Origin of the sequence: Streptomyces barringtoniae (assembly GCF_020819595.1) — a bacterium.
Taxonomy (GTDB): domain Bacteria; phylum Actinomycetota; class Actinomycetes; order Streptomycetales; family Streptomycetaceae; genus Streptomyces; species Streptomyces barringtoniae.
On sequence record NZ_JAJHNP010000001.1, the window covers coordinates 210,967 to 230,618 of the forward strand.

The 19,652-nt window shown below is 72.4% G+C and carries 20 protein-coding genes and 2 pseudogenes; 8 read left to right on the top strand and 14 right to left on the bottom strand.

All coding sequences use genetic code 11. The features are described from left to right. Window positions 1-109 precede the first annotated feature (109 nt). From LMU33_RS00910 to LMU33_RS00965, 12 genes and pseudogenes are all read right to left on the bottom strand, one after another. Complete coding sequence (locus LMU33_RS00910; RefSeq protein WP_228616348.1) at window positions 110-778, bottom strand: ABC transporter permease; 669 nt, start codon at window positions 776-778, stop codon at window positions 110-112. Then, window positions 775-1,428 carry an ABC transporter permease gene (locus LMU33_RS00915; protein ID WP_228616349.1) on the bottom strand — a complete coding sequence of 218 codons (654 nt, stop codon included), beginning with the start codon at window positions 1,426-1,428 and terminating at the stop codon, window positions 775-777. Before LMU33_RS00915 ends, LMU33_RS00910 begins: the two co-directional genes overlap by 4 nt. 341 nt (window positions 1,429-1,769) lie before the next feature. Further along, window positions 1,770-2,894: pseudogene (locus LMU33_RS00920) on the bottom strand (ABC transporter ATP-binding protein); the annotation flags it as partial. A gap of 122 nt (window positions 2,895-3,016) precedes the next feature. Beyond that, window positions 3,017-3,736 (bottom strand): FAD:protein FMN transferase, encoded by a 720-nt coding sequence (locus LMU33_RS00925; RefSeq protein ID WP_228616352.1) that lies wholly within the window; start codon window positions 3,734-3,736, stop codon window positions 3,017-3,019. 1 nt (window position 3,737) lies between these two features. Continuing rightward, window positions 3,738-4,166, bottom strand: coding sequence for an FMN-binding protein (locus LMU33_RS00930; protein ID WP_228616854.1), 429 nt, complete (start codon window positions 4,164-4,166; stop codon window positions 3,738-3,740). A 16-nt stretch (window positions 4,167-4,182) separates the two neighbouring features. Beyond that, on the bottom strand, window positions 4,183-5,520 hold the full coding sequence (locus LMU33_RS00935; protein ID WP_228616354.1) for a ferredoxin reductase family protein: 1,338 nt from the start codon (window positions 5,518-5,520) through the stop codon (window positions 4,183-4,185). A gap of 279 nt (window positions 5,521-5,799) precedes the next feature. Continuing rightward, complete coding sequence (locus LMU33_RS00940) at window positions 5,800-7,239, bottom strand: PP2C family protein-serine/threonine phosphatase (protein WP_228616356.1); 1,440 nt, start codon at window positions 7,237-7,239, stop codon at window positions 5,800-5,802. Window positions 7,240-7,441: 202 nt separating this feature from the next. Then, a complete protein-coding gene (gene msrB / locus LMU33_RS00945; protein WP_228616358.1) occupies window positions 7,442-7,849 on the bottom strand; it encodes a peptide-methionine (R)-S-oxide reductase MsrB in 408 nt (135 codons plus the stop codon). Between the two features lie 15 nt (window positions 7,850-7,864). Beyond that, entirely contained in the window at window positions 7,865-9,253 is a 1,389-nt protein-coding gene (gene murC / locus LMU33_RS00950) for a UDP-N-acetylmuramate--L-alanine ligase (protein WP_228616359.1), read from the bottom strand. A 44-nt stretch (window positions 9,254-9,297) separates the two neighbouring features. After that, window positions 9,298-9,574: pseudogene (locus tag LMU33_RS00955) on the bottom strand (helix-turn-helix domain-containing protein); the annotation flags it as partial. Window positions 9,575-9,637: 63 nt separating this feature from the next. After that, window positions 9,638-10,132 carry an RDD family protein gene (locus tag LMU33_RS00960; RefSeq protein WP_228616361.1) on the bottom strand — a complete coding sequence of 165 codons (495 nt, stop codon included), beginning with the start codon at window positions 10,130-10,132 and terminating at the stop codon, window positions 9,638-9,640. Next, on the bottom strand, window positions 10,129-11,415 hold the full coding sequence (locus LMU33_RS00965; protein WP_228616363.1) for a hypothetical protein: 1,287 nt from the start codon (window positions 11,413-11,415) through the stop codon (window positions 10,129-10,131). Before LMU33_RS00965 ends, LMU33_RS00960 begins: the two co-directional genes overlap by 4 nt. Before the next feature lie 123 nt (window positions 11,416-11,538). Between LMU33_RS00965 and LMU33_RS41585 the strand changes: the two genes are divergently transcribed. Next, entirely contained in the window at window positions 11,539-11,763 is a 225-nt protein-coding gene (locus tag LMU33_RS41585; RefSeq protein WP_372477842.1) for a hypothetical protein, read from the top strand. A 26-nt stretch (window positions 11,764-11,789) separates the two neighbouring features. Here the strand turns inward: LMU33_RS41585 and LMU33_RS00975 are convergent, their stop codons facing one another. Both LMU33_RS00975 and LMU33_RS00980 read right to left on the bottom strand, forming a co-directional pair. Beyond that, on the bottom strand, window positions 11,790-12,263 hold the full coding sequence (locus tag LMU33_RS00975) for an indole-3-glycerol phosphate synthase (protein WP_228616367.1): 474 nt from the start codon (window positions 12,261-12,263) through the stop codon (window positions 11,790-11,792). A 131-nt stretch (window positions 12,264-12,394) separates the two neighbouring features. Further along, entirely contained in the window at window positions 12,395-13,273 is an 879-nt protein-coding gene (locus LMU33_RS00980; protein ID WP_228616369.1) for a pyrimidine reductase family protein, read from the bottom strand. A gap of 37 nt (window positions 13,274-13,310) precedes the next feature. Here LMU33_RS00980 and zapE point away from each other — a divergent pair, with 37 nt between their 5' ends. The 7 genes from zapE (at window position 13,311) to LMU33_RS01015 (ending at window position 19,563) form a co-directional block, all read left to right on the top strand. Then, window positions 13,311-14,414, top strand: coding sequence for a cell division protein ZapE (gene zapE, locus LMU33_RS00985; protein WP_228616371.1), 1,104 nt, complete (start codon window positions 13,311-13,313; stop codon window positions 14,412-14,414). A gap of 164 nt (window positions 14,415-14,578) precedes the next feature. After that, the gene (locus LMU33_RS00990; RefSeq protein WP_228616373.1) at window positions 14,579-14,917 is read left to right on the top strand and encodes a hypothetical protein; all 339 of its coding nucleotides are present in this window, start codon (window positions 14,579-14,581) and stop codon (window positions 14,915-14,917) included. A gap of 78 nt (window positions 14,918-14,995) precedes the next feature. Next, window positions 14,996-15,574, top strand: a complete 579-nt coding sequence (locus tag LMU33_RS00995; protein WP_228616375.1) for a carbonic anhydrase — start codon at window positions 14,996-14,998, stop codon at window positions 15,572-15,574. An 8-nt stretch (window positions 15,575-15,582) separates the two neighbouring features. Further along, a complete protein-coding gene (locus LMU33_RS01000; RefSeq protein WP_228616377.1) occupies window positions 15,583-17,067 on the top strand; it encodes a SulP family inorganic anion transporter in 1,485 nt (494 codons plus the stop codon). Between the two features lie 122 nt (window positions 17,068-17,189). Continuing rightward, window positions 17,190-18,092, top strand: coding sequence for a slipin family protein (locus LMU33_RS01005; RefSeq protein ID WP_228616378.1), 903 nt, complete (start codon window positions 17,190-17,192; stop codon window positions 18,090-18,092). 10 nt (window positions 18,093-18,102) lie between these two features. Further along, the gene (locus LMU33_RS01010; RefSeq protein WP_228616380.1) at window positions 18,103-18,654 is read left to right on the top strand and encodes a YbhB/YbcL family Raf kinase inhibitor-like protein; all 552 of its coding nucleotides are present in this window, start codon (window positions 18,103-18,105) and stop codon (window positions 18,652-18,654) included. 51 nt (window positions 18,655-18,705) lie between these two features. After that, window positions 18,706-19,563: a PPK2 family polyphosphate kinase gene (locus LMU33_RS01015; RefSeq protein ID WP_228616382.1), complete on the top strand. Its 858-nt coding sequence runs from the start codon at window positions 18,706-18,708 to the stop codon at window positions 19,561-19,563. Window positions 19,564-19,652 lie beyond the last annotated feature (89 nt).

Consider the following 19,652-nt stretch of genomic DNA (forward strand, 5'->3'; position numbering starts at 1 on the left):
TCAGTCAAGGGCCGCAGATCACCGATTGGCCTCGATCTGCGGACACTTGTGGGCACAGCCCGCCTGCCCGCCTGTCCGCGCCCTGTCGGCCGGGACCGGCGGGCAGGCGTCAGCTGCTGCGCCGCACCCCCGGCGAGACGGTGATCCGGGAGGCCGCCCAGAACACCACGAGGGTGGTCAGGGCGAGTCCGGCGACCAGGGTGGCGCCGCCGACGACCTTCTCGTAGTTCCTCTGGTAGAGACCGTCGATGATGTAGCGGCCGAGCCCGCCGAGGCTGACGTAGGCGGCGATGGTGGCGGTGGAGACGATCTGGATGGCCGCCGTGCGCAGCCCGCTCAGGATGAGGGGGAGCGCGACCGGCAGCTCGACCTGGAACAGCACCCGTGCCTCGGGCATGCCCATGCCCCGGGCCGCGTCCACGGGCGAGGGGTCGACGGAGCGGACCGCCTCGTAGGTGGTGACCAGGATCGGCGGTACGGCGAGCACGACCAGCGGGATCATCACCGGCAGCAGACCGAACCCGATCCAGATGAACATCAGGACCAGCAGACCGAAGCTGGGCAGCGCCCGGCCCGCCGTGGCGATCAGGGCGAGGGCGTTGCCGCCGCGGCCGTAGTGGCCGGTGACCAGGCCGACGGGCAGTCCGATCAGGGCGGCGAACAGCAGCGCTTCCAGGGAGTACCTGACGTGCTCGGCGAGCCGGGTGGGGATGCCGTCGTAGCCGTGCCAGTGGGCGCTGTCGCTGAAGAAGGCGTGTGCGAAGTTCAGGACGTTCACCGGGTGGCACCCTTCCTCGGCATCCAGGGGGTGAGGAGACGGCGGACGAGGACCAGCAGGGCGTCGGCGAGGATGCCCAGCAGCGCCGTCGTCAGGACCGAGTTCACGGCCAGGGCCGGCCGGTGGTAGGTGGTGGCGTCGTTGAGCATGTTGCCGAGCGCGCCCTGGTTGCCGATGAGCATGCCGACGCTGACCAGGGAGAGGCTGGAGACGACCGCGACCCTGAGGCCCGCGATGATCGCGGGTGCGGCGATGGGCAACTGGACCTGGAGGTAGCGGCGTACGGGGCCGAAGCCCATGGCCTGCGCGGCGGCCAGGGTCTCCTGCGGCACCGAGCGGACGCCGTCCACGATCCCGGGCACCAGGACCACCAGGCTGTAGACCGCGAGCGGGATCATCACCGTGGTCTCGCTCTGCCCGAAGTAGTCGATGAGCACGACGAAGAACGCCAGCGACGGGATGGAGTAGAGCACAGTGGTGACGCCGAGGACGGGCGGGTAGACCCAGCGGAAGCGTACGCAGAGCTGGGCCACGGGCAGCGCGACGAGCAGCGCGACCAGCACCGGCAGCAGGCCCTCACGCGCATGCAGGCCGACGAGCCCCAGATAGCTGTGCTGAAGATCGCTCGGAAGGTCGAAGAAGCCGTTCATTGCGCGGCCTTGAGGTCGACCCCGTCGACGGACCCGCCCTGCGCGGCGTCGCCACCGTCCGCGCCCCGGCCCTGTGCGGCCTCGGTGCCGCCCTCAGCCCCACCGGGCTCGGCGTCGGCGCCGTCTGCGACCTGCCCGCGCTCGGCCTCGGCGCCGTCCTCGGCCCGGCCCTGCGCTGCGCCACCGCCGTCCTCGGCCCGGCCCTGCGCTGCGCCGCCGTCGGCCCGGCCCTGCGCGGCGTCGCCGCCGTCCTCGGCCCGGCCCTGTGCGGCCTCGGTGCCGCCCTCAGCCCCAGCGGGCTCGGCGTCGGTGCCGTCCGCGGCCTGGCCGCGCTCGGCATCGCCGGCATCCTCAGCCCGACCTCGCGCGGCCCGGCTGTGTGCCGCGCGGATGGCCTCGGCGATGGTCTGCTGGGAGACGACGCCCACGGCGTGTCCCTCGTCGTCCATCGCGACGGCCCAGCCGGTCGGTGAGAGCACCGCGCCGTCGAGGGCGGTGCGCAGCGAGTCCTTGCCGGGCACGAAGGGCCGCCCGTGGTCGAGGAGTTGTGCCCGGTCCACGGCCCCGGCGGTGAGCCGGTCCGGCTCGCTCCAGCCGAGCGGCCTGCCGTCGGGGTCGGTGACGAGGAGGTAGGGGGCGTCCGCGCGGGAGGCGAGCAGGCCGGCGTCGGCGTCGATGGCCACGATCGGCGCGGTCTGCAGCTCCAGGCCGGCGGACGGGAAGAAGGACAGCCGGCGAATGCCCCGGTCGGCGCCGAGGAAGTCCTCCACGAAGGAGTCCGCGGGCGCGCTGAGCAGTTCGGCGGGCGGGGCGAACTGGGCGAGCCGCCCGCCGGTGCGCAGCACGGCGACCATCGTGCCGAGCTTGATCGCCTCGTCGATGTCGTGCGTGACGAAGACGATGGTCTTGCCCAACTCGTCCTGGATGCGCAGCAGCTCGTCCTGGAGTCCCTTGCGCACCACGGGGTCGACGGCGGAGAACGGCTCGTCCATCAGCAGCACCGGCGGATCCGCGGCGAGCGCCCGGGCCACGCCGACGCGCTGCTGCTGGCCGCCGGAGAGCTGGTACGGGTACCGCTTGGCGAGCGCGGCGTCGAGCCCCACCCGCTCCATCAGCTCGGCGGCTTTCGCGCGCGACTTCTGCTTGCTCCAGCCGAGCAGCCGGGGCACGGTGGCGATGTTGTCGAGGATGGTGCGGTGCTGGAAGAGTCCGGCGTTCTGGATGACGTAACCCATGGAACGGCGCAGGGTGTTGACCGGCTGCTGCCGGATGTCCGTGCCGTCGAGGAGGATGCTGCCCTCGGTGGGCTCCACCATCCGGTTGATCATCCGCAGGGTCGTCGTCTTGCCGCAGCCCGAGGGCCCGACCAGAACGGTGATCGCGCGGTCCGGTATCTCCAGCGACAGCCGGTCGACCGCGACCGTGCCGTCCGGATACCGCTTCGTGACTGACTCTATCCGTATCAAAACGCCGAATGCCCTTCGGGTTTGGCGGATTTCCGCCCGCTTTCGGCCACGGTCGTCGCTGCGCAGCCCGTTGCGGGGAGAGTCTAGACCTCGAGTGTTTCGGCGTTTTGGCGGGTGAATGGCTAGGCGACCGGCAGTCCCGGGGTGCGGAGCACGCGCCGTGCGGTGTCCACCGCGAACACCTCGCAGCCGGGGCGCGCGGCGGCCCAGGCCGGACCGTCGGCGCCCAGTGCGAAGGCGGCCGTCGCGGTCGTGTCCGCCTCCGTCAGGGTCGGGGCCACCACGGTGAGGCTGAGCAGCCCCGTGGCGGGACGTCCCGTACGGCCGTCGAGGATGTGGTCACCGCGTTCGTACCGCCCGGAGGTCGCCACGGCCGCGTCGGTGACGGCCAGCACGGAACAGACCCGGTCGGCCTGTTCCGGGTGCCGGATGCCCACCCGCCACGGCCCGCCGGAGACCACCACGTCCCCGCCGGCGTTGAGGCAGAACCGCCGCGCCCCGGCCGCCGCCAGCAGCCCGGCCGCCCGCTGCACCGACCAGCCCTTGACCACCGCGCAGGGATCGAGGCCCCGGCCGGCCAGCCGCACGTCGAAGGCACCGCCGGTGGCGGACCGGTACCGCTCGCACAGGCCGAGGACCTCCCTCAGGTCCGCGCTCAGCTCGTCCTCCGCCAGCTCCCCGCGCCCGTACCGGGACACCTCGCTCCCGGACTTGAACGGGCTGAAGCGGGCGTCGACCCGGCGCAGCCAGGCGAAGACCTCGTCGGCGGCCGCGCCGAAGTCGCCCTCGTCGTCGATCCGCAGCGAGACCGGAAACCCCATGACGTGTTCGACCCGGCGCACGTCAGGAGCCCTTGGCGTCGAGCGCGGCCTGGAGGGACTCCCGGTATCCCTGGCTCGTGATCGTGGCCCCGGACACCGTGTCGATGTGGGCGCTCTGCGCCGTGAGCGTCTCCGCGATCAGCTCCGGTACGGCCCACCGGGTCTGCGGATGGTGGGGCGCCTGGAGCATCCGCACGGAGGCGATCCGGTCGCCCCGGAAGGTCACCTCCACCTGGAAGACGCCCTTCGTGGTGCTGACCGCGGTGCCCGGGACGACCTTCGAGGAGGCCGCGGAGGACGACGCGGAAGGCGCGGACGCGGTACCGGACGGCACGGGGGGCGGTGTCGACGCCGGCTGTGCGGTCTCGACGGTCCCGGCCGAGGGGTGGTAGCGCCACACCGGTATCAGTCCGGCGACGGTCAGGACGAAGACGGGAATGGCTCGCTTCACGGTCAAACGCCCTCTCTCAGCCCGCGAGGCTGAAGCGCTCGAAGTGGATCTGCCGTTTGGGCACGCCCAGCTCGGCCAGGCTGCGCAGCACGGCGGTCATCATCCCGGGCGGCCCGCACAGGAAGACGTCCCGTGCCCCGATGTCGGGGACGAGCCGCGCCAGTTCGTCGGGGGCGAGCCGGTCGGGCAGGATCGGGCCGGTCACCAGGTGGAGTTCGGCGCCCTTGGTGAGGGCGAGGTCGCACAGCTCGTCGTAGAGGACGGCGTCGCGGTCGGTGGCCACCCGGTAGATGACCACGGCGTGGCCCTGAAGGTCCTCCAGCAGCGCCCGGATGGGTGTCACGCCGACGCCGCCGGCGATCAGCACGGACTCCGGGCGGGTGCGGTGCAGCGTGGTGAAGGCGCCGTAGGGGCCTTCGGCGAAGACGCGGGTGCCGGGCTTGAGGTGCCGCAGGGCGGCGCTGCCGTCGCCGGACGCCTTGGCGGTGAGGCGCAGGGTGCGGCCGTCGGGGGCGGCGGACAGGGAGAACGGGTTGGCCTGCCACCAGCGGTCCCGGGTGAGGAACCGCCAGAGGAAGAACTGGCCGGCGCGGGCGGGCAGTTGGTCCAGGTGGCGTCCGGTGACATAGACGGAGACGACGTCGTCGGACTCGGGTACGACCGCCGAGACCCGCAGCCGGTGCCGCAGGTTCCGCCACAGCGGCAGCGCCAGCCGGCCCGCGAGGACCGCGCCGAGGGCCGTGCCCCACACCGAGTACCAGTACGTCCTCGCGGCGGGCGAGGAGGTGAAGGTCGTACCGGCCGCGACCTGGTGGGTGAAGGCGAGGACCACGGCGGCGTAGGTGTACAGGTGGATGAAGTGCCAGGTCTCGTAGGCGAGTCGGCGGCGTGCCCAGCGGGCCGAGACGGCGCCGACCAGGACGATCAGGGCGAGCGCGACGACGGCGCGCAGCACGCCCTCGACCGTCTCGGCGAGGTTCACGAGTTGGTTCACCGGGTCCATCGAGGACGCCTGGGCGTAGCCGAAGGTGATGAACACCGCGTGCGTGAGCAGGGTCCACAGGATGCCGAAGCCGGTGCGGCGGTGCCAGGAGGTCAGCCGGTCCATGCCGATCCGGTGGTCCAGCCAGGGCAGCCGGGCCACCAGCAGCAGCTGGAAGGCCATGAGGAGGGCGCCGCTCAGGCCGGCGAGGCGGCCCAGCACGATGAGGGTGTTCGAGGCGAATCCGGCCTGGACGAAGAACCAGGCCACAACGGCCGCGTTGACGGCCAGCAGGGTGTACAGGCCGGTGCGGGCCACGACCCGGGGGCGGATGGTCGTGGGGGGTTCGAGACGTGTCTGGAGGGTCGTCACGGACGCGGCTCCTTGATCGGGTCCTGGATGACGAGCTTCGCCCGGGATTGCTGTCGTTTCCCTGTCGGACGACTTTCACTTGAGTATTGATGTGACCGGTGGGGGCGGCAGCTCCGGCTGGGCCGGACGGGTGCACGAGGATGGGCGCCCTCACCCCCACCCTGTTCGAGGTACTGCGCCGCAAGCTGGACGGTCCGGGCGGGGAGCCGCTGGTCCACACCGTGCTCGACCGCTTCTACCGCGTCGACAAGTCCCGCACCCGCGAGCGCACAGCACCCTCTACGGCGAGACCGCGTCGGCCGAAGGCCCCTGTCGGCTGTGCGGCCGGCAGGCCAACGCAGCGACATCGTCCTCCGCATGCCGCGCGTCCAACCGGCTGAGGATCAGGTCCAGCACGTTCTCCAGTCCGTCCCCGCCGGGGAACCGCAGGGCGGACAGCCGGGCCAGGGACTGGTCGATGTCCTCCCCGCGTCGTTCCACCAACCCGTCGGTGAACAGCACCAGCGTCTCCCCCTCGGCCAGCGGGTGGGTGGCCGACTCGTAGCCGCCGAGTCCGGTGCCGAGCGGTGGTCCCACGGGGACGGACAGCAACGAGGCCTCACCGCCGGAGCTGATCCGCGCGGGCGGCAGGTGCCCGGCGCTGGCCAGCGTGACCTGGTGGCGGCCCGGGTCGACGCGGGCGAGCAGGCAGGTGGCGGGCCTGAGGTCGGCCTCTCGGGAGGCGATCTCGTCCATCTGCCGCAGCACCCGGTGCGGGGGAAGGTCGGCGGAGGCGATGTAGCGCAGAGAGGAACGGTAGGCGCTCATGTCGACGGCGGCCTCCAGGCCGTGGCCCATCACGTCGCCGACGACCAGCAGGGTCCGCCCGAAGTGCAGCCGCACGGTCTCGCACCAGTCGCCGCCGACCAGCACGCCGCCGCCGGCCGGCAGATAGCGGATGGCGACGTCGAGGTTGGGGTGCGGGCGGCCGGGCTCGGCGAGCAGGGCGCGCTGCAGGTCGCCGGCGGTGCGGTTGATGGTCGCGTAGGCGCGGGCGTGCCGGATGTGGGAGGCGGCGCGCTCGGCGAGCAGGCTGAGCAGCTCGGCCTCCGCGCGGCGCAGCGGCTGCCCGGAGCGGGCCCACACCAGGACGCCGTACCCGTCCTCGCCGCTGGTCAGCGGCGTGCACAGCGCGATCCGGGAGCGGGGGGCGCCCACGTACTCCAGCCAGGGCTCCGGCTGTGCGTCGAGCGCCGGTATCCCGGCCTCGCGGGCCGCCGCGGTCGCCCATCGGACGTCGGGCAGCGCGTCGGCGTCCCCCGCGATCGCCTCGTATCCGGAGAGGGTCTGACCGGTCAGGCGCAGCACGGCGGCCGTACCGCCGGCCAGCCGTACGGCGATCCGGGTCAGCTCGGCGCAGGTCGTGGCCTCGTCGAGGGTGGTGCCTATCCCGGCCAGCGCGTCCCGCAGCAGGCTCAGCGGTTCGCCGCCGGCCGCCATGGGATCGGCGGCCGGCACGCTCTGCGCCGCCTCCGCGGAGCCCGCCGTCTCCGCAGGGCCCGCGATACCAGCGGGCCCCGCGGCATCAGCAGAGCCCGCCACATCCGCGGAGCCCGCCACATCCGCGGAATCACCGGCCCGCGCGGATATCGCCGTCGCGTCGTGCCCGCCTCCGTCCTCGTGGTGGCGACCGCTGTCGGCGGGCACAGGCCTGCGACGGGACTGGATCCAGCGCGCCACACCCAACACCCTCACAGAATCTCAAACCGGAGCAAGTCGGGCACCAGCCTCATCGTCCCAGTGCCCTCGGCAGGCCCCAGCACAGAACATGAGCCCCGCTCCGGTATCCGATGGGGTTCATCTTCGACCGGACGAGCCCTGTCGAGGATGTGTTTTGCCAGATTCGGAGTGTCGACCGATCGGAGCGGGGATCAAGGGCGGGTCAGTCCTCTGTGGGCGCCAGCCGCAGGGAGACGGAGTTGATGCAGTACCGCTGGTCGGTCGGGGTCGGATACCCCTCCCCCTCGAAGACGTGCCCGAGGTGCGATCCGCAGCGGGCACAGCGCACCTCGGTGCGGACCATGCCGTGGGAGCGGTCCTCGACCAGTTCCACCGCGTCGGTGTCCTTCGGGTCGTAGAAGGACGGCCAGCCGCAGTGCGACGCGAACTTGGTGTCGGAGGTGAACAGTTCGGCGCCGCAGGCGCGACAGGAGTAGACACCCTTGGTCTTGGTGTCGGTGTACTCACCGGTGAAGGCCGGCTCGGTGGCGGCCTGGCGGAGCACGGCGTACTCGGCGGGGTTCAGCTCCGCGCGCCACTGCTCGTCCGGCTTCTCGACGTCGTACGACATGAGCCTCAGCCCCTTTTACTGCGACAGGCGGTCCAGGATCAGCGGGCCCAGGTCGGTCACGTCGCCCGCGCCCATGGTGAGAACGAGATCGCCGGGCTTGGCCATTCCCGCGATCACCGAGGGGATCCCGTCCTTGTCGTGCACGGCGGTGACGTCGGCGCCGGCGGCGCGCGCGGCCTCGATGATCAGCTCGCTGGTCACGCCCGGGATCGGGTCCTCGCGGGCCGGGTAGATGTCGAGCACCACGGAGGCGTCGGCGAGGGCGAGGGCCTGGCCCATCTCCTTGCCCAGCTCCTGGGTGCGGGAGAACAGGTGCGGCTGGAAGACGACGAGGATCCGGGAGTCGCCGGCGGCGGCGCGCATGGCCTCCAGGTCGGCGGTCATCTCGGTGGGGTGGTGGGCGTAGGAGTCGATGACCTGCACCCCGGCGGCCTCGCCCTTGAGCTGCAGGCGCCGCTTGACGCCGGTGTAGGCGGCGAGCGCGGGCGCCAGGCCGGTGGCCGGGATGCCGAGGGCGGCACCGGCGGTGAGCGCGGCTACGGCGTTGAGGGCGTAGTGGCGGCCGGGCACGGAGACCGTGAAGGTCAGCTCCTGCCCGTCCAGGACCACGGTGACCTGGCTCTTCAGCCCCTGCGGGACGATCGACAGGACACGTACGCCGGCGTCCTCGGCCTCGCCGTACGTCACCGTCCTCACCGAACCCGCGAGCCGCCGGGTCAGCTCCCGTGCGCCCTCGTGGTCGGCGGAGATCACCAGCGTGCCGCCCGGGACGATCTTCCCGGCGAAGGTCTCGAAGGACTCGTAGATCTCGTCCATCGAGGCGTAGTTGGCGTGGTGGTCGAGTTCGACGTTGAGGACGATGGCGACCTCGGGCGCGTACTTGTGGAAGCTGCGGTCGCTTTCGTCCGCCTCGGCGACGAAGATGTCGCCCTCTCCGTGCAGCGCGTTGGAGCCGGGCGCGTCGAGGTCGCCGCCGATGGCGTACGACGGCTTCAGGCCCAGCTCGGTGAGGGAGACGGCCAGCATCGACGTGGTCGTCGTCTTGCCGTGGGTGCCGGCCACGGCGATCGGGCGCAGCCCCTCCATCAGCGCGGCGAGCGCGTCGGAGCGGTGCACCACGGGGATGCCCAGCTCGGCCGCGCGGGCCAGCTCGGGGTTGTCCTCGCGGATCGCCGAGGACACGACGACACAGCTCGCGTCGCCGGCGAGGTGCTCGGCGGCGTGCCCGATGTGCACGCTCACGCCGAGCGCCCGCAGCGCCTCGGCGGTCGCCGACTCCTTGGCGTCGCTGCCTGCGACCTTCGCCCCGCGCTGCGCCAGGATCTTGGCGATGCCCGACATCCCGGCGCCGCCGATGCCGATGAAGTGCGGTCGGTCCATGGCGGTAGGAAGGCCGGGTGCCATGTGGTTCTCCCCAAGATTCCGGTACGGGCTGAGCGCGCCCTAGCCTATGCGCTCGGGTGCCGAGCCCCGTGCAAGGGGCGAGGCGCGACGCCGGGCCCCGGCTCACCCGGCTCCGGGGTGCGTGCGCGGAAGGTGCGGCGGCAGGTGTCCGGGGGCACGCCGGCCGTGCGGTGGAAGTGGCGGCACAGTGTCGTGGCCGTGCCCGTGCCGGTGGCCGTCGCGATGGCCTCGCTGCCGGTGTCGGTGGTCTCCGGCAAGTTCCTGGGCGCGGCGGATCCGCTGGGTCAGCAGCAACTGCAGCGGGGTGGTGCCGGTCCTTGACGACAGGCCCTGGGCCCGGCCGAGCGGACCGGGGGACGGCCCGGGCATCACCGGTCCGCGGGCTCATGCGTGCGGACGGGCCGCGGTGGCCCCGGCGTGGCCGTACCAGTCGTACACCACGACGCTGCGCACCAGGAGGTCCTGCACGGAGGCCCGGCGCCGGCCGACGGCCACCCAGAGCAGTCCGAGCGGGAAGATCACGTACAGGAGGGCCCGCAGCACCGCGGCGACAGGAGTGAGCAGGGACCCCGACCGGCTCGTCACCCGCACGCCCAGCACGTGGTCGCCGACGGTACGCCCGGCCGTGCCCCAGCTGACGGCGAGATAGCCCGCCATGACGGCGGCCCCGTATCCCAGGGCGCCCCACGGGCCCAGGTCGGGCAGGACGAACGGCGGCCCGAGCAGGAGATACCTCAGTGCCGCGTAGCCGAGATCCAGGGCCGCGACCGTCGCGAGCACGACGAGCAGATCGACGCCGGCCGCGACCAGGCGCGTGACGATCCCGGCCGGCCGCCCCTGGACGGCCACCGGGCCCCGAGGGCGGGCCACCGAGGTCATGGCGCCTTCTTCCCCCTGCCCGCCCGCGGAGCCGCCCCGCCGGGCCCGTCGCGATGCAGCAGCCGGTCGGTCATCCGGTCCACGAGCCCGTCGGCACGGGCGTTCCGCTCACGGAACGCGTCCAGCGTCTCCGCCGTGATGCTGCCGCCGGTGTCCCTGACGATCCGCCCGAGGTCCACCTCTTCGAGCACCCGCTCCGCCCAGCTCGCCAGATCCACCCTGGCCAGCACCGCGTCGACATCGACACGCCGTACCACCCGGCCGACGTCCAGCCGGTCGACCATCGCGTCCAGGTCGACGCGGTCGAGGACGGCATCCAGGTCGACCCGGGCCAGGAGGCTGTCCACGTCGACCCGGGCAAGCAGGGCGTCCACGTCGACCCGGGCCAGGAGCGCGTCCACATCGACACGGGCAAGCACGGCGTCCCAGTCGACCCGGTCCAGGACCGAGTCCACGTCGACCCGGGCAACGACCGCATCGAGGTCCACGCGCGCCAGCAGGGCATCCAGGTCGACGCGCCGGGCCACACCGTCCACATCCACCCGGTCCACCACCGCACCCACGTCCACGCGACCGAGGAGGGCCTCCACGTCCACGCGACCGAGAACGGCATCCACGTCGACACGGCCGAGGAGGGCCTCCACGTCGACACGGCCCAGGAACGCGTCCACATCGACACGGGCAAGCACGGCGTCCCAGTCGACCCGGTCCAGGACCGAGTCCACGTCGACCCGGGCAAGGACCGCATCGAGGTCCACACGCGCCAGCACGGCGTCCAGGTCGATGCGCCGGGCCACGCGGTCGACGTCCAGCCGGTCGGCCACGGCGTCGAGGTCGATCTCGTCCACCACGGCCGCCGTCAGGGTCCGGACGAGCGCCCGCGCGACGGAGCGTGCCTCCTCCCGCGCCTGGGCCCGTTCCAGTGCTCCCCGCACACCCCAGTCGCGGATCCGGCGAACCACCGTGCCCCGCACGGCCGGCGGCACGAACGCCCGGGTCGCGGCACGCGCCCAGCGCCCGGCCCGGTCCGCCGTGTCCAGGGCCGCGGACACCGATCGCCGCGGGACCGCGAGAGCGAGTCCGAGCACGGCGTCCGGCAGGGACGCCGACCCGCCCGGCGGTTGCAGCGCCCGCGGGCGCGCCACGGCGACCGCCTGCGCGGCCAGGTCGGCGAGGCCCACGACCACGCGCGTGACGCCCACGGCGACGGCCCGTTCGAGGCCGTCCGCACCCGGCCGGCTCTCCGGCGCCGGCGCGGCCGGCCGATCCCCGGTCCCGCTCATGCCGGTATCGCACCACCCGAGGCCGCGGCCTGCCTTCACCCGGCAGGGGTGAGGCGAGGAGGCGCGGGCGGGCTCATACGGTGGCCGAGCAAGCGGTCGGCATGTCGGGAAGGCGGTCCGGACATGGCCGCCGCATCAGAGGCTCCGGTCCTCGTGGAACAGCTCCAGGACGTCCTGGTCGCGATCGCCCCCGTGATCGGCACGGCGCGCGTCATGTCGGCCGCGAGCCACGTCGCGCAGGCCTTCGGCGTGGCCATCGCCCTGGCCGAGGCGGAGGCCCGGACCATGGCCGAGGCGGAGGCGAGGAGCCGGGCGGAGCACCAGGAGCACCGGCGGAGTGCCAGGTGAGCGGCGGAGCAGCAGGGGCGGTGGCGCTACGCCTTGCTGTGCGAGAACAGCTTCAGCACCGGCACCCCCACCTTGTGCCGCGCCCGGGAGGCCCAGTCCCGGTGGAAGAACTCCTCCACGTAGTGGGGGTCGGTGAGGACGATCACCTCGTCCGCACCCACCTCGGCGACCAGGGACTTCAGCGCGTCCAGCGGATGGTCCTCCACCATCTGTCCCTCCGCCTGGCTCCCGGCGGCCCGCAGCGCCTGCACCGACACGTCCAGGGCCTGCTGTCCGACGCTCCTGGCGTCCTCGCCCTCGGGCGTCTCGTGTTCGCGGACCGCCTCGTCGAGTTCGCCGAGCGCGATGTCGTCGATGGCCCGCAGCAGGCGGTCCGCCTGGTCGCCACGCGGCTGGAGGAGCACATGGAAAGCGACCGGCTCGTCTCCGTGCAAGGTGGTGACGAACTCCACGTCGGCGGACGTCAAAGCCTTCTCGATCATCAGAACGCTGGTGAACACCAAACGCCTCTTCTCCTCCGGTGGGCCCTGACAAGGCCCCTGCGGAAACCATCCTGCCCCGTGATCGCACGGATCGTGCCGGACTAAGTCTGCCCTCCGGAAGCTAAACGGAACGGCATATTCCGCTGTTTTCAGGACCGACGGTAACGACCGAACAGGAATCCGGCGTCCTCGAGAAGCGACACGAGCTCGAACCGGTGCGGCACGGCGACCGACGGCCCCCCGGCGATGCGTTGGGCGTCGCCCGCCGTGAGCATGGGCGACAGGGTCAGGCACAGCTCGTCCAGCACCTCGGCGGCGACCAGCTGGCCGAGCAGCCGGGGACCGCCTTCGGTGAGCAGCCGGGTGTGGCCGAGGCCGGCCAGGGCCCGCACCGCCCGCACGGGGTCGACACCGCCGCCCTCACCGGCGATGACCACCTTGGCGCCGGCCTTCTCGGCGGCGGCGACACGGTCGGGGGCGGCCCCGGAGCCGGTCAGGACCAGCGTGGGCACCAGGGGCGAGGTGAACAGCGGGAGCGAGAAGTCCAGATCCAGGCTCGCGGTGACGACCGCGATCGCCGGGGCCGGGCCCTGCCCGGCGGCTTCCCGGGCCTCGGCGAACTCCGCACGCGCGCGTGCGGGGCGGTACCCCTCCTGGCGTACCGTTTCCGCGCCCACCACGACCACGTCCGCGAGCGCCCGCAGCGTGCCGAAGATCCGCATGTCGGCGGCGCTGGAGATGGGCTGGGAACGCCCCTCGTGCTGGGCGGCGCCGTCGAGCGTGGAGACCATGTTGGCCCGCAGCCAGGGCCGCGGGGGGCCCGGCGGCTCCGGGTAGGCGTAGGCGGCGGCCAGCTCGGCGAGGCTCCACTCGCGATCGACGTGGGCGTCATGGTCCACGTGGCCGCCGGCGCCGCCGGGCACATGCGCCACCAGCGCCCCGGCAACCCCCCTCATCCCCTCTCTCTCGGCCGTCCCGCCGGAGGCCTGGGCTGCTGTTTCGTCGGTCACAGGGAACAGGCGTCGCATGTCGTGCAGTGTGACACGGCGCTTAGCATGGATAACCGTGTCGTCCTCCATCACCACCCCCGGATCCAGCCCTCTGACCGACGCGGGCCCGCTGTCCCTGTGCACCCGCGAGCCGCACGTCCCCGCGGACCGGCTGGTCGCCGAGATGGTCCCGCCCCCACGCTTCGACTCGGTCCGCTTCTCGACGTACATACCGGACCCGAACCAGCCCAGCCAGAGCGAGGCCGTGCAGGTGCTCGAGGGCTTCGCGGGCGGGCTCGGCGGGGCGCACGCCTCCGGCCCCGGCAGGCGCGCCTTCTTCGGCTTCGGCAGGGCCAGGGCACCGAAGGCCCCGGCCGGCCCGCGCGGGGTCTATCTGGACGGCGGCTACGGCGTCGGCAAGACCCACCTGCTCGCCTCCCTGTGGCACGCCACCCCCGCCGAGCCCGCGCTCAAGGCGTTCGGCACCTTCGTGGAGCTGACGAACCTGGTCGGCGCCCTCGGCTTCCAGCAGACCGTGCAGACCCTCTCCGGCCACCGCCTGCTGTGCATCGACGAGTTCGAGCTGGACGACCCGGGCGACACGGTCCTCGTGTCGACCCTGCTCGGCAAGCTGGTCGAGGCGGGCGTGGCGCTCGCCGCCACCTCCAACACGCTGCCGGGCAAGCTGGGCGAGGGCCGGTTCGCGGCCGCCGACTTCCTGCGCGAGATCCAGGGCCTGTCGGCCCGCTTTCGCACCCTGCGCATCGACGGCGAGGACTTCCGCCACCGCGGCCTGCCCGAGGCGCCGCAGCCCTTCACCGACGAAGAGGTGACGAAGGCCGCCTACGCCACCGAGGGCGCCTCGCTCGACGACTTCCCTCATCTGCTGGAGCACCTGGCCAAGGTCCACCCGAGCCGGTACGGCGCGCTGACGGACGGCGTGACGGCGGTGTGCCTCACCGATGTGCGGCCGGTGCCGGACCAGTCGACGGCGCTGCGGCTCGTGGTGCTCGCGGACCGGCTCTACGACCGCGAGGTCCCCGTACTGGCCTCGGGGCTGCCGTTCGACAAGCTGTTCAGCGAGGAGATGCTCAACGGCGGCTACCGCAAGAAGTACTTCCGCGCGATATCCCGGCTCACCGCGCTGGCCCGCGACGCGAAGGGACTCGTCGGCTCCTAGTCAAGGGCGAGATCGCGCCACCGACCGGCACTTTTCACGCTCTCTTGCGCTCGTAACGCGCAGTTAACCCTGCAAAGGACTTTGCAGGGTTAATGTGTTTCTTGACCAAGCATTGACCAATGCTTGGCGCACGCGAGAGACGTGGACTTCCGGAAGGGGGGCGCATGTTCCGAGGTACGACGACCGGGACCGTGCTCGTCACCCTGACCGTCATCCTGCTCGCCCTGCTGTCCCCGGCACCCACGGAAACCTTCGCACCTGCGCACACTCTCGGTGAGGCAACGGCCAAAGCTGAGGCCGGAACCGCGTCGTCCGAACTGCCGGCGGGGGACGAGGCGGACGCGGTCCGCAGCCCCGCCTCCCGCTGCGCGCGGCACCACCCGCTGATAACCGGCCGGGCAGCCGGTGCCGGCCCCTCACACACACCCGGCACCGCGCACGGCCCGGCCCCCACAGCCTCCAGAGCCCACGCCCCGGCAGCACTTCAGGTCTTCCGCTGCTGACAGGCACTCAGCCTTTCCCCCACAACCCGTCGTTCAAGTCCGACGCGCCGCTCAGGCGCGCCAGGAGGAACCACATACATGCAGCCCCTCATCGACAACGCCCGTACCTTCGGACAGCGCCCTGAGGAGTTCGCCAAGCTCGCCGAAGGCCAGTCCCCGCAGGTGCTGTTCATCACCTGCTCCGATTCCCGGGTCGTCCCGGCCCTGATCACGGGCGCCCGCCCCGGCGAGCTCTTCGAGCTGCGCACCGCGGGCAACATCGTCCCGCCCCACACCTCACAGCACCCCACCAGCGAGGCCGCCACCATCGAGTACGCCGTGGAGGTGCTCGGCGTCCGCGACATCGTGGTCTGCGGTCACTCGCACTGCGGTGCGGTCGGCGCACTGGTGCGCGGCGACGACCTCGACGCCGTACCCGCCGTACGCGACTGGCTCGCGCACGCCACCCCGCGCCCGGCCGGCCAGGCCGAGGACCCGGAGGTCGCCGAGGGCGTGCAGGCCCATGTGCTGACCCAGCTGCTGCGGCTGCGCTCCTACCCGTGCGTCGAGCGCAAGCTGACGGGAGGTCGACTGCGCCTGCACGCCTGGTACTACGAGGTGCACACCGGCACCGTACGGGCGCACCGCCCGCAGACCGACACCTTCGAGTCCCTGTGAGCGCGCCGATGACCAGTGAGAACACCACCCTCATATCCCGGTTCCCGTATCTGCGGCAGGACTTCACCGCCTCCCTCGTCGTCTTCCTGGTCGCGCTGCCGCTGTGCGTGGGCGTGGCCGTCGCCTCCGGTGTCCCGGCCGAACTCGGCCTGGTCACCGGCATCGTGGGCGGCCTCGTCACCGGGCTGATGCGCGGCAGCAGCCTGCAGGTGTCGGGGCCGGCGGCCGGCCTGACCGTGCTCGTCTTCGAGGCGGTCAAGGAGTTCGGGCTGCCGGCGCTCGGCGTGATCGTGCTCGCCTCCGGGCTCCTCCAGGTGGCGATGGGGCTGCTGAGGCTGGGCCGCTACTTCCGTGCCATCTCGGTCTCCGTCGTCGAGGGCATGCTGGCCGGAATCGGACTGGTGCTCGTCGCCGGGCAGTTGTACCCGGCGCTGGCGGCCAAGGCCCCCGACTCCGGCCTGGACAAGATCGCCGGGCTGCCCGGGGCGTTCCTGGACGCCCTCGGCGACGGCAGGGCGGTGGCCTCGCTCGCGGTGTGTGCGGGCACGATCGCGGTGCTGCTGCTGTGGAAGCACGTCCCGGCGAAGCTGCGCACGCTGCCCGGCCCGCTGGCCGCGGTCGGCCTCGCCACGGTTGCCGTGTTCGCGCTGGACCTGCCGGTGGCCACGGTCGAGGTGCAGGGCCTGCTGGGCTCGGTCCAGCCGCCGCCGCTGAGCACGTTCGGCGAGCTGGCGGGTGTCGGGATGCTCGGCACGATTCTCGCGTTCACGCTGATCGCCTCCGCCGAGTCGCTGTTCAGCGCGGCCGCCGTGGACCGGCTGCACTCCGGACCGCGCACCGAGTACGACAAGGAGCTCCTCGCCCAGGGCGCCGGCAACACGGTGTGCGGGCTGCTCGGTGCACTGCCGATGACCGCGGTGATCGTGCGCAGCGCGGCCAATGTCCAGGCGGGCGCCCGCACCAAGGCCTCCCGCGTCCTGCACGGGGTGTGGCTGCTGCTGTTCGCCGCGCTGTTGCCGGACGTGCTCGCCCACATCCCGATCCCGGCCCTCGCGGGCATCCTGATCCACTCGGGCGTCAAGCTGGTCCCGGTCCGGGCGCTGGCGGTGCTGTGGCGCGAGCACCGGGGCGAGGCGCTGATCCTGGCCGTGACGGCGGTCTCGATCGTGGCGGTCAGCATGTTCGAGGGCGTGCTGATCGGCCTGGCGATGGCCGTGGTCAAGACGGCCTGGCAGGCCTCGCACGTCAGGCTGGAGGTCGTCGACAAGGGCGCGGGCCCGGTCGAGGCCCACCTCTCGGGCAACGCGACCTTCCTGCGGCTGCCGAAGATTCTGGACAGCCTGGAGTCGCTGCCCCAGGACCGTCCGGTCCGCCTGGACCTGTCCGGACTGCACCATCTGGACCACGCCTGTCGTACGGCCCTGGAGAACTGGGCCGAGCGGCACAGCGCGGCGGGGACGGAGCCGGTGAGGCTGACGGTGCCGGTGGGGTAGCTCGCCCGCGGTGGCGGTACCAGGGTGCTCCGGCCCCTGGTACCCCCCTGACTCGGTTCGCACGGAAGTGGCATATCGTTACAGCAGCGGACAAACACAGGCCTCTCGGTGAGGAGGTCATCATGGTCCAGGAACTGCTGGGAGCGATCGCCGGGGCGGGGTGCGTCGCACTGGTGTACCTGGCGATGGCGGCCCGCGTGGTCAAGCAGTACGAACGGGGCGTGCTGTTCCGCCTCGGGCGCGTCGCCGGTGACGTACGGCCACCGGGGCTGACGCTGATCATCCCCTTCGTGGACCGGCTGCAGAAGATCAACATGCAGATCGTGACGCTGCCGATCCCCGCCCAGGAGGGCATCACCCGCGACAACGTCACCGTCCGCGTGGACGCGGTCGTCTACTTCAAGGTGGTCGACGCGGAGAGCGCGCTGGTGAAGGTCGAGGACTACAAGTTCGCGGTCTCGCAGATGGCCCAGACGTCCCTGCGGTCGATCATCGGCAAGAGCGACCTGGACGATCTGCTCTCCAACCGCGAGAAGCTCAACCAGGGGCTGGAGCTGATGATCGACAGCCCGGCCGTCGGCTGGGGCATCCAGGTCGACCGGGTGGAGATCAAGGACGTCTCGCTGCCGGACACGATGAAGCGGTCCATGGCCCGCCAGGCCGAGGCCGACCGGGAGCGCCGGGCCCGGATCATCAACGCGGACGCCGAGTTCCAGGCCTCCAAGAAGCTGGCCGAGGCCGCCCAGCAGATGGCCGACACCCCCGCCGCCCTCCAACTGCGGCTGCTGCAGACGGTGATGGCGGTGTCCGCCGAGAAGAACTCCACGCTGGTCCTGCCCATCCCGGTGGAGCTGCTGCACTTCCTGGAGCGCGGCAACCGGCAGGCCGGGCCGGACGGCGACCGGGAACTCGGCGGGGAGAGAGGCGAGCAGCGGCCCGTCCCGCACGGCGACGGGGAACTCCGCCTGCAGGAAGGCGAGCAGAAGACCGTGCCGGACGACGACGGAGAGCTCCGCTCCGGATAACGTGCCGGGTATGCGCAGGAGCTGGGTGATCGCCGTGGCCGCGACGGCCTTCGTGGCGGGCTGCGGCGACGGCGGCACGCCGGCCGGCTCGCCCTCCCCCACCGCCGCCCACCGGCTGACCGTCACGAGTACGGCCTTCGCCGACGGCGGCACCGTCCCGCGCCGGAACACCTGCGACGGCGCCGACGTCTCGCCTCCGCTGACCCTCGGCGCCGTACCCGCGCACACGGCGTCGCTGGCCCTTCACCTGCGGGACCTCGACGCCCCGCACGGCGCGTTCACGCACTGGCTGGTGTGGAACGTCGACCCGCACACCACGCGGCTGTCCGCCGGGGAGCATCCGCCGGGCGCGACGGAGGGCCGCAACGACTTCGGGAAGACCGGGTACGGCGGTCCCTGCCCGCCGCGCGGGGACCGGCCGCACCACTATGTCCTCACGGTGTACGCCGCGGACCGCCGGGTGTCGCCGGGCGCGGGTGCCTCGGCGGCGGATCTGCTGCGGGCACTTTCCGGGCACACGCTCGCTGAGGGCACGTTGACGGGCCGATACGGCCGGGGATAGCGCCGCACCGGGCCGTCTTTCGGATGCGGGAATCCGGAGGGAAGGGGCGCCGTGACGCAGAAGAACGGCAGGGACCTGCGGGAGGCGCTGCGCCTCCCGCCCGGTGAGCCGGTCGACCTGAGCGCGTACGGAACCCGGGCCACTCCAGGTGCCCCCGGCAGGAAGGCGGCGGCCCTCAGGGACGCCGCGCCCACGGGGAAGCGGCTGGCCGAGCTGCAGATGCGGTTGTGGGCGGCGAGCACGGCGGGGGACGGGCGGCGGGTACTGCTGGTGCTCCAGGGCATGGACACCAGCGGCAAGGGCGGCACGGTCAAGCACGTCAGCGGCCGGCTCAACCCGGCCGGCTGCCGGATCCAGGCGTTCAAGGCGCCCACCGAGGAGGAGCGGCGGCACGACTTCCTGTGGCGGGTGCGCACGGCCCTGCCCCGGCCCGGTGAGATCGGCATCTTCGACCGCTCGTACTACGAGGACGTCCTCATCGCCCGCGTCCGGCATCTCGCCCGCCCCGCCGAGATCGGCAGCCGCTACGGCCTCATCAACGACTTCGAGCGGTCTCTCGCCGAGGACGGCGTGACCCTGGTCAAGTGCTTCCTCCACCTGTCCTACGAGGAGCAGAGGCGCCGGCTGCTGCGCCGCCTGGAACGCGCCGACAAACGATGGAAGTTCGCTCCCGGCGACATCGACGAGCGCGCCCTGTGGCCCGCCTACCAGGAGGCGTACCAGCTGGCCCTGGAGCGCTGCGCGGCGCCGTACGCGCCCTGGTACCTGGTCCCGGCGGACCGCAAGTGGTACCGGAACTGGGCGATCAGCCGCCTGCTGCTGGAGCACCTGGAGGAACTCGGCCCGCGCTATCCGCAGTCCGACCTCGACGTGGCGGAGTGCCGGGAACGGCTGCTGAAGGGTGCCTGAAACCGGCGCGTCGCTCCACATTTCGCGATATTTTCACACTAATCTCCATGACTGTAAGCGGTCGAGACATTACGTACCGCATCCACACT

Coding starts and splice junctions, on each gene's coding strand:
- LMU33_RS00915 (WP_228616349.1), bottom strand. CDS start 1,428: ATGAACGGCTTCTTCGACCTTCCGAGCGATCTTCAGCACAGCTATCTG.
- msrB (WP_228616358.1), bottom strand. CDS start 7,849: ATGTCGTACGACGTCGAGAAGCCGGACGAGCAGTGGCGCGCGGAGCTG.
- murC (WP_228616359.1), bottom strand. CDS start 9,253: ATGGCACCCGGCCTTCCTACCGCCATGGACCGACCGCACTTCATCGGC.
- LMU33_RS00960 (WP_228616361.1), bottom strand. CDS start 10,132: ATGACCTCGGTGGCCCGCCCTCGGGGCCCGGTGGCCGTCCAGGGGCGG.
- LMU33_RS00965 (WP_228616363.1), bottom strand. CDS start 11,415: ATGAGCGGGACCGGGGATCGGCCGGCCGCGCCGGCGCCGGAGAGCCGG.
- LMU33_RS41585 (WP_372477842.1), top strand. CDS start 11,539: ATGGCCGCCGCATCAGAGGCTCCGGTCCTCGTGGAACAGCTCCAGGAC.
- LMU33_RS00980 (WP_228616369.1), bottom strand. CDS start 13,273: ATGCGACGCCTGTTCCCTGTGACCGACGAAACAGCAGCCCAGGCCTCC.
- LMU33_RS00990 (WP_228616373.1), top strand. CDS start 14,579: ATGTTCCGAGGTACGACGACCGGGACCGTGCTCGTCACCCTGACCGTC.
- LMU33_RS00995 (WP_228616375.1), top strand. CDS start 14,996: ATGCAGCCCCTCATCGACAACGCCCGTACCTTCGGACAGCGCCCTGAG.
- LMU33_RS01000 (WP_228616377.1), top strand. CDS start 15,583: ATGACCAGTGAGAACACCACCCTCATATCCCGGTTCCCGTATCTGCGG.
- LMU33_RS01005 (WP_228616378.1), top strand. CDS start 17,190: ATGGTCCAGGAACTGCTGGGAGCGATCGCCGGGGCGGGGTGCGTCGCA.
- LMU33_RS01010 (WP_228616380.1), top strand. CDS start 18,103: ATGCGCAGGAGCTGGGTGATCGCCGTGGCCGCGACGGCCTTCGTGGCG.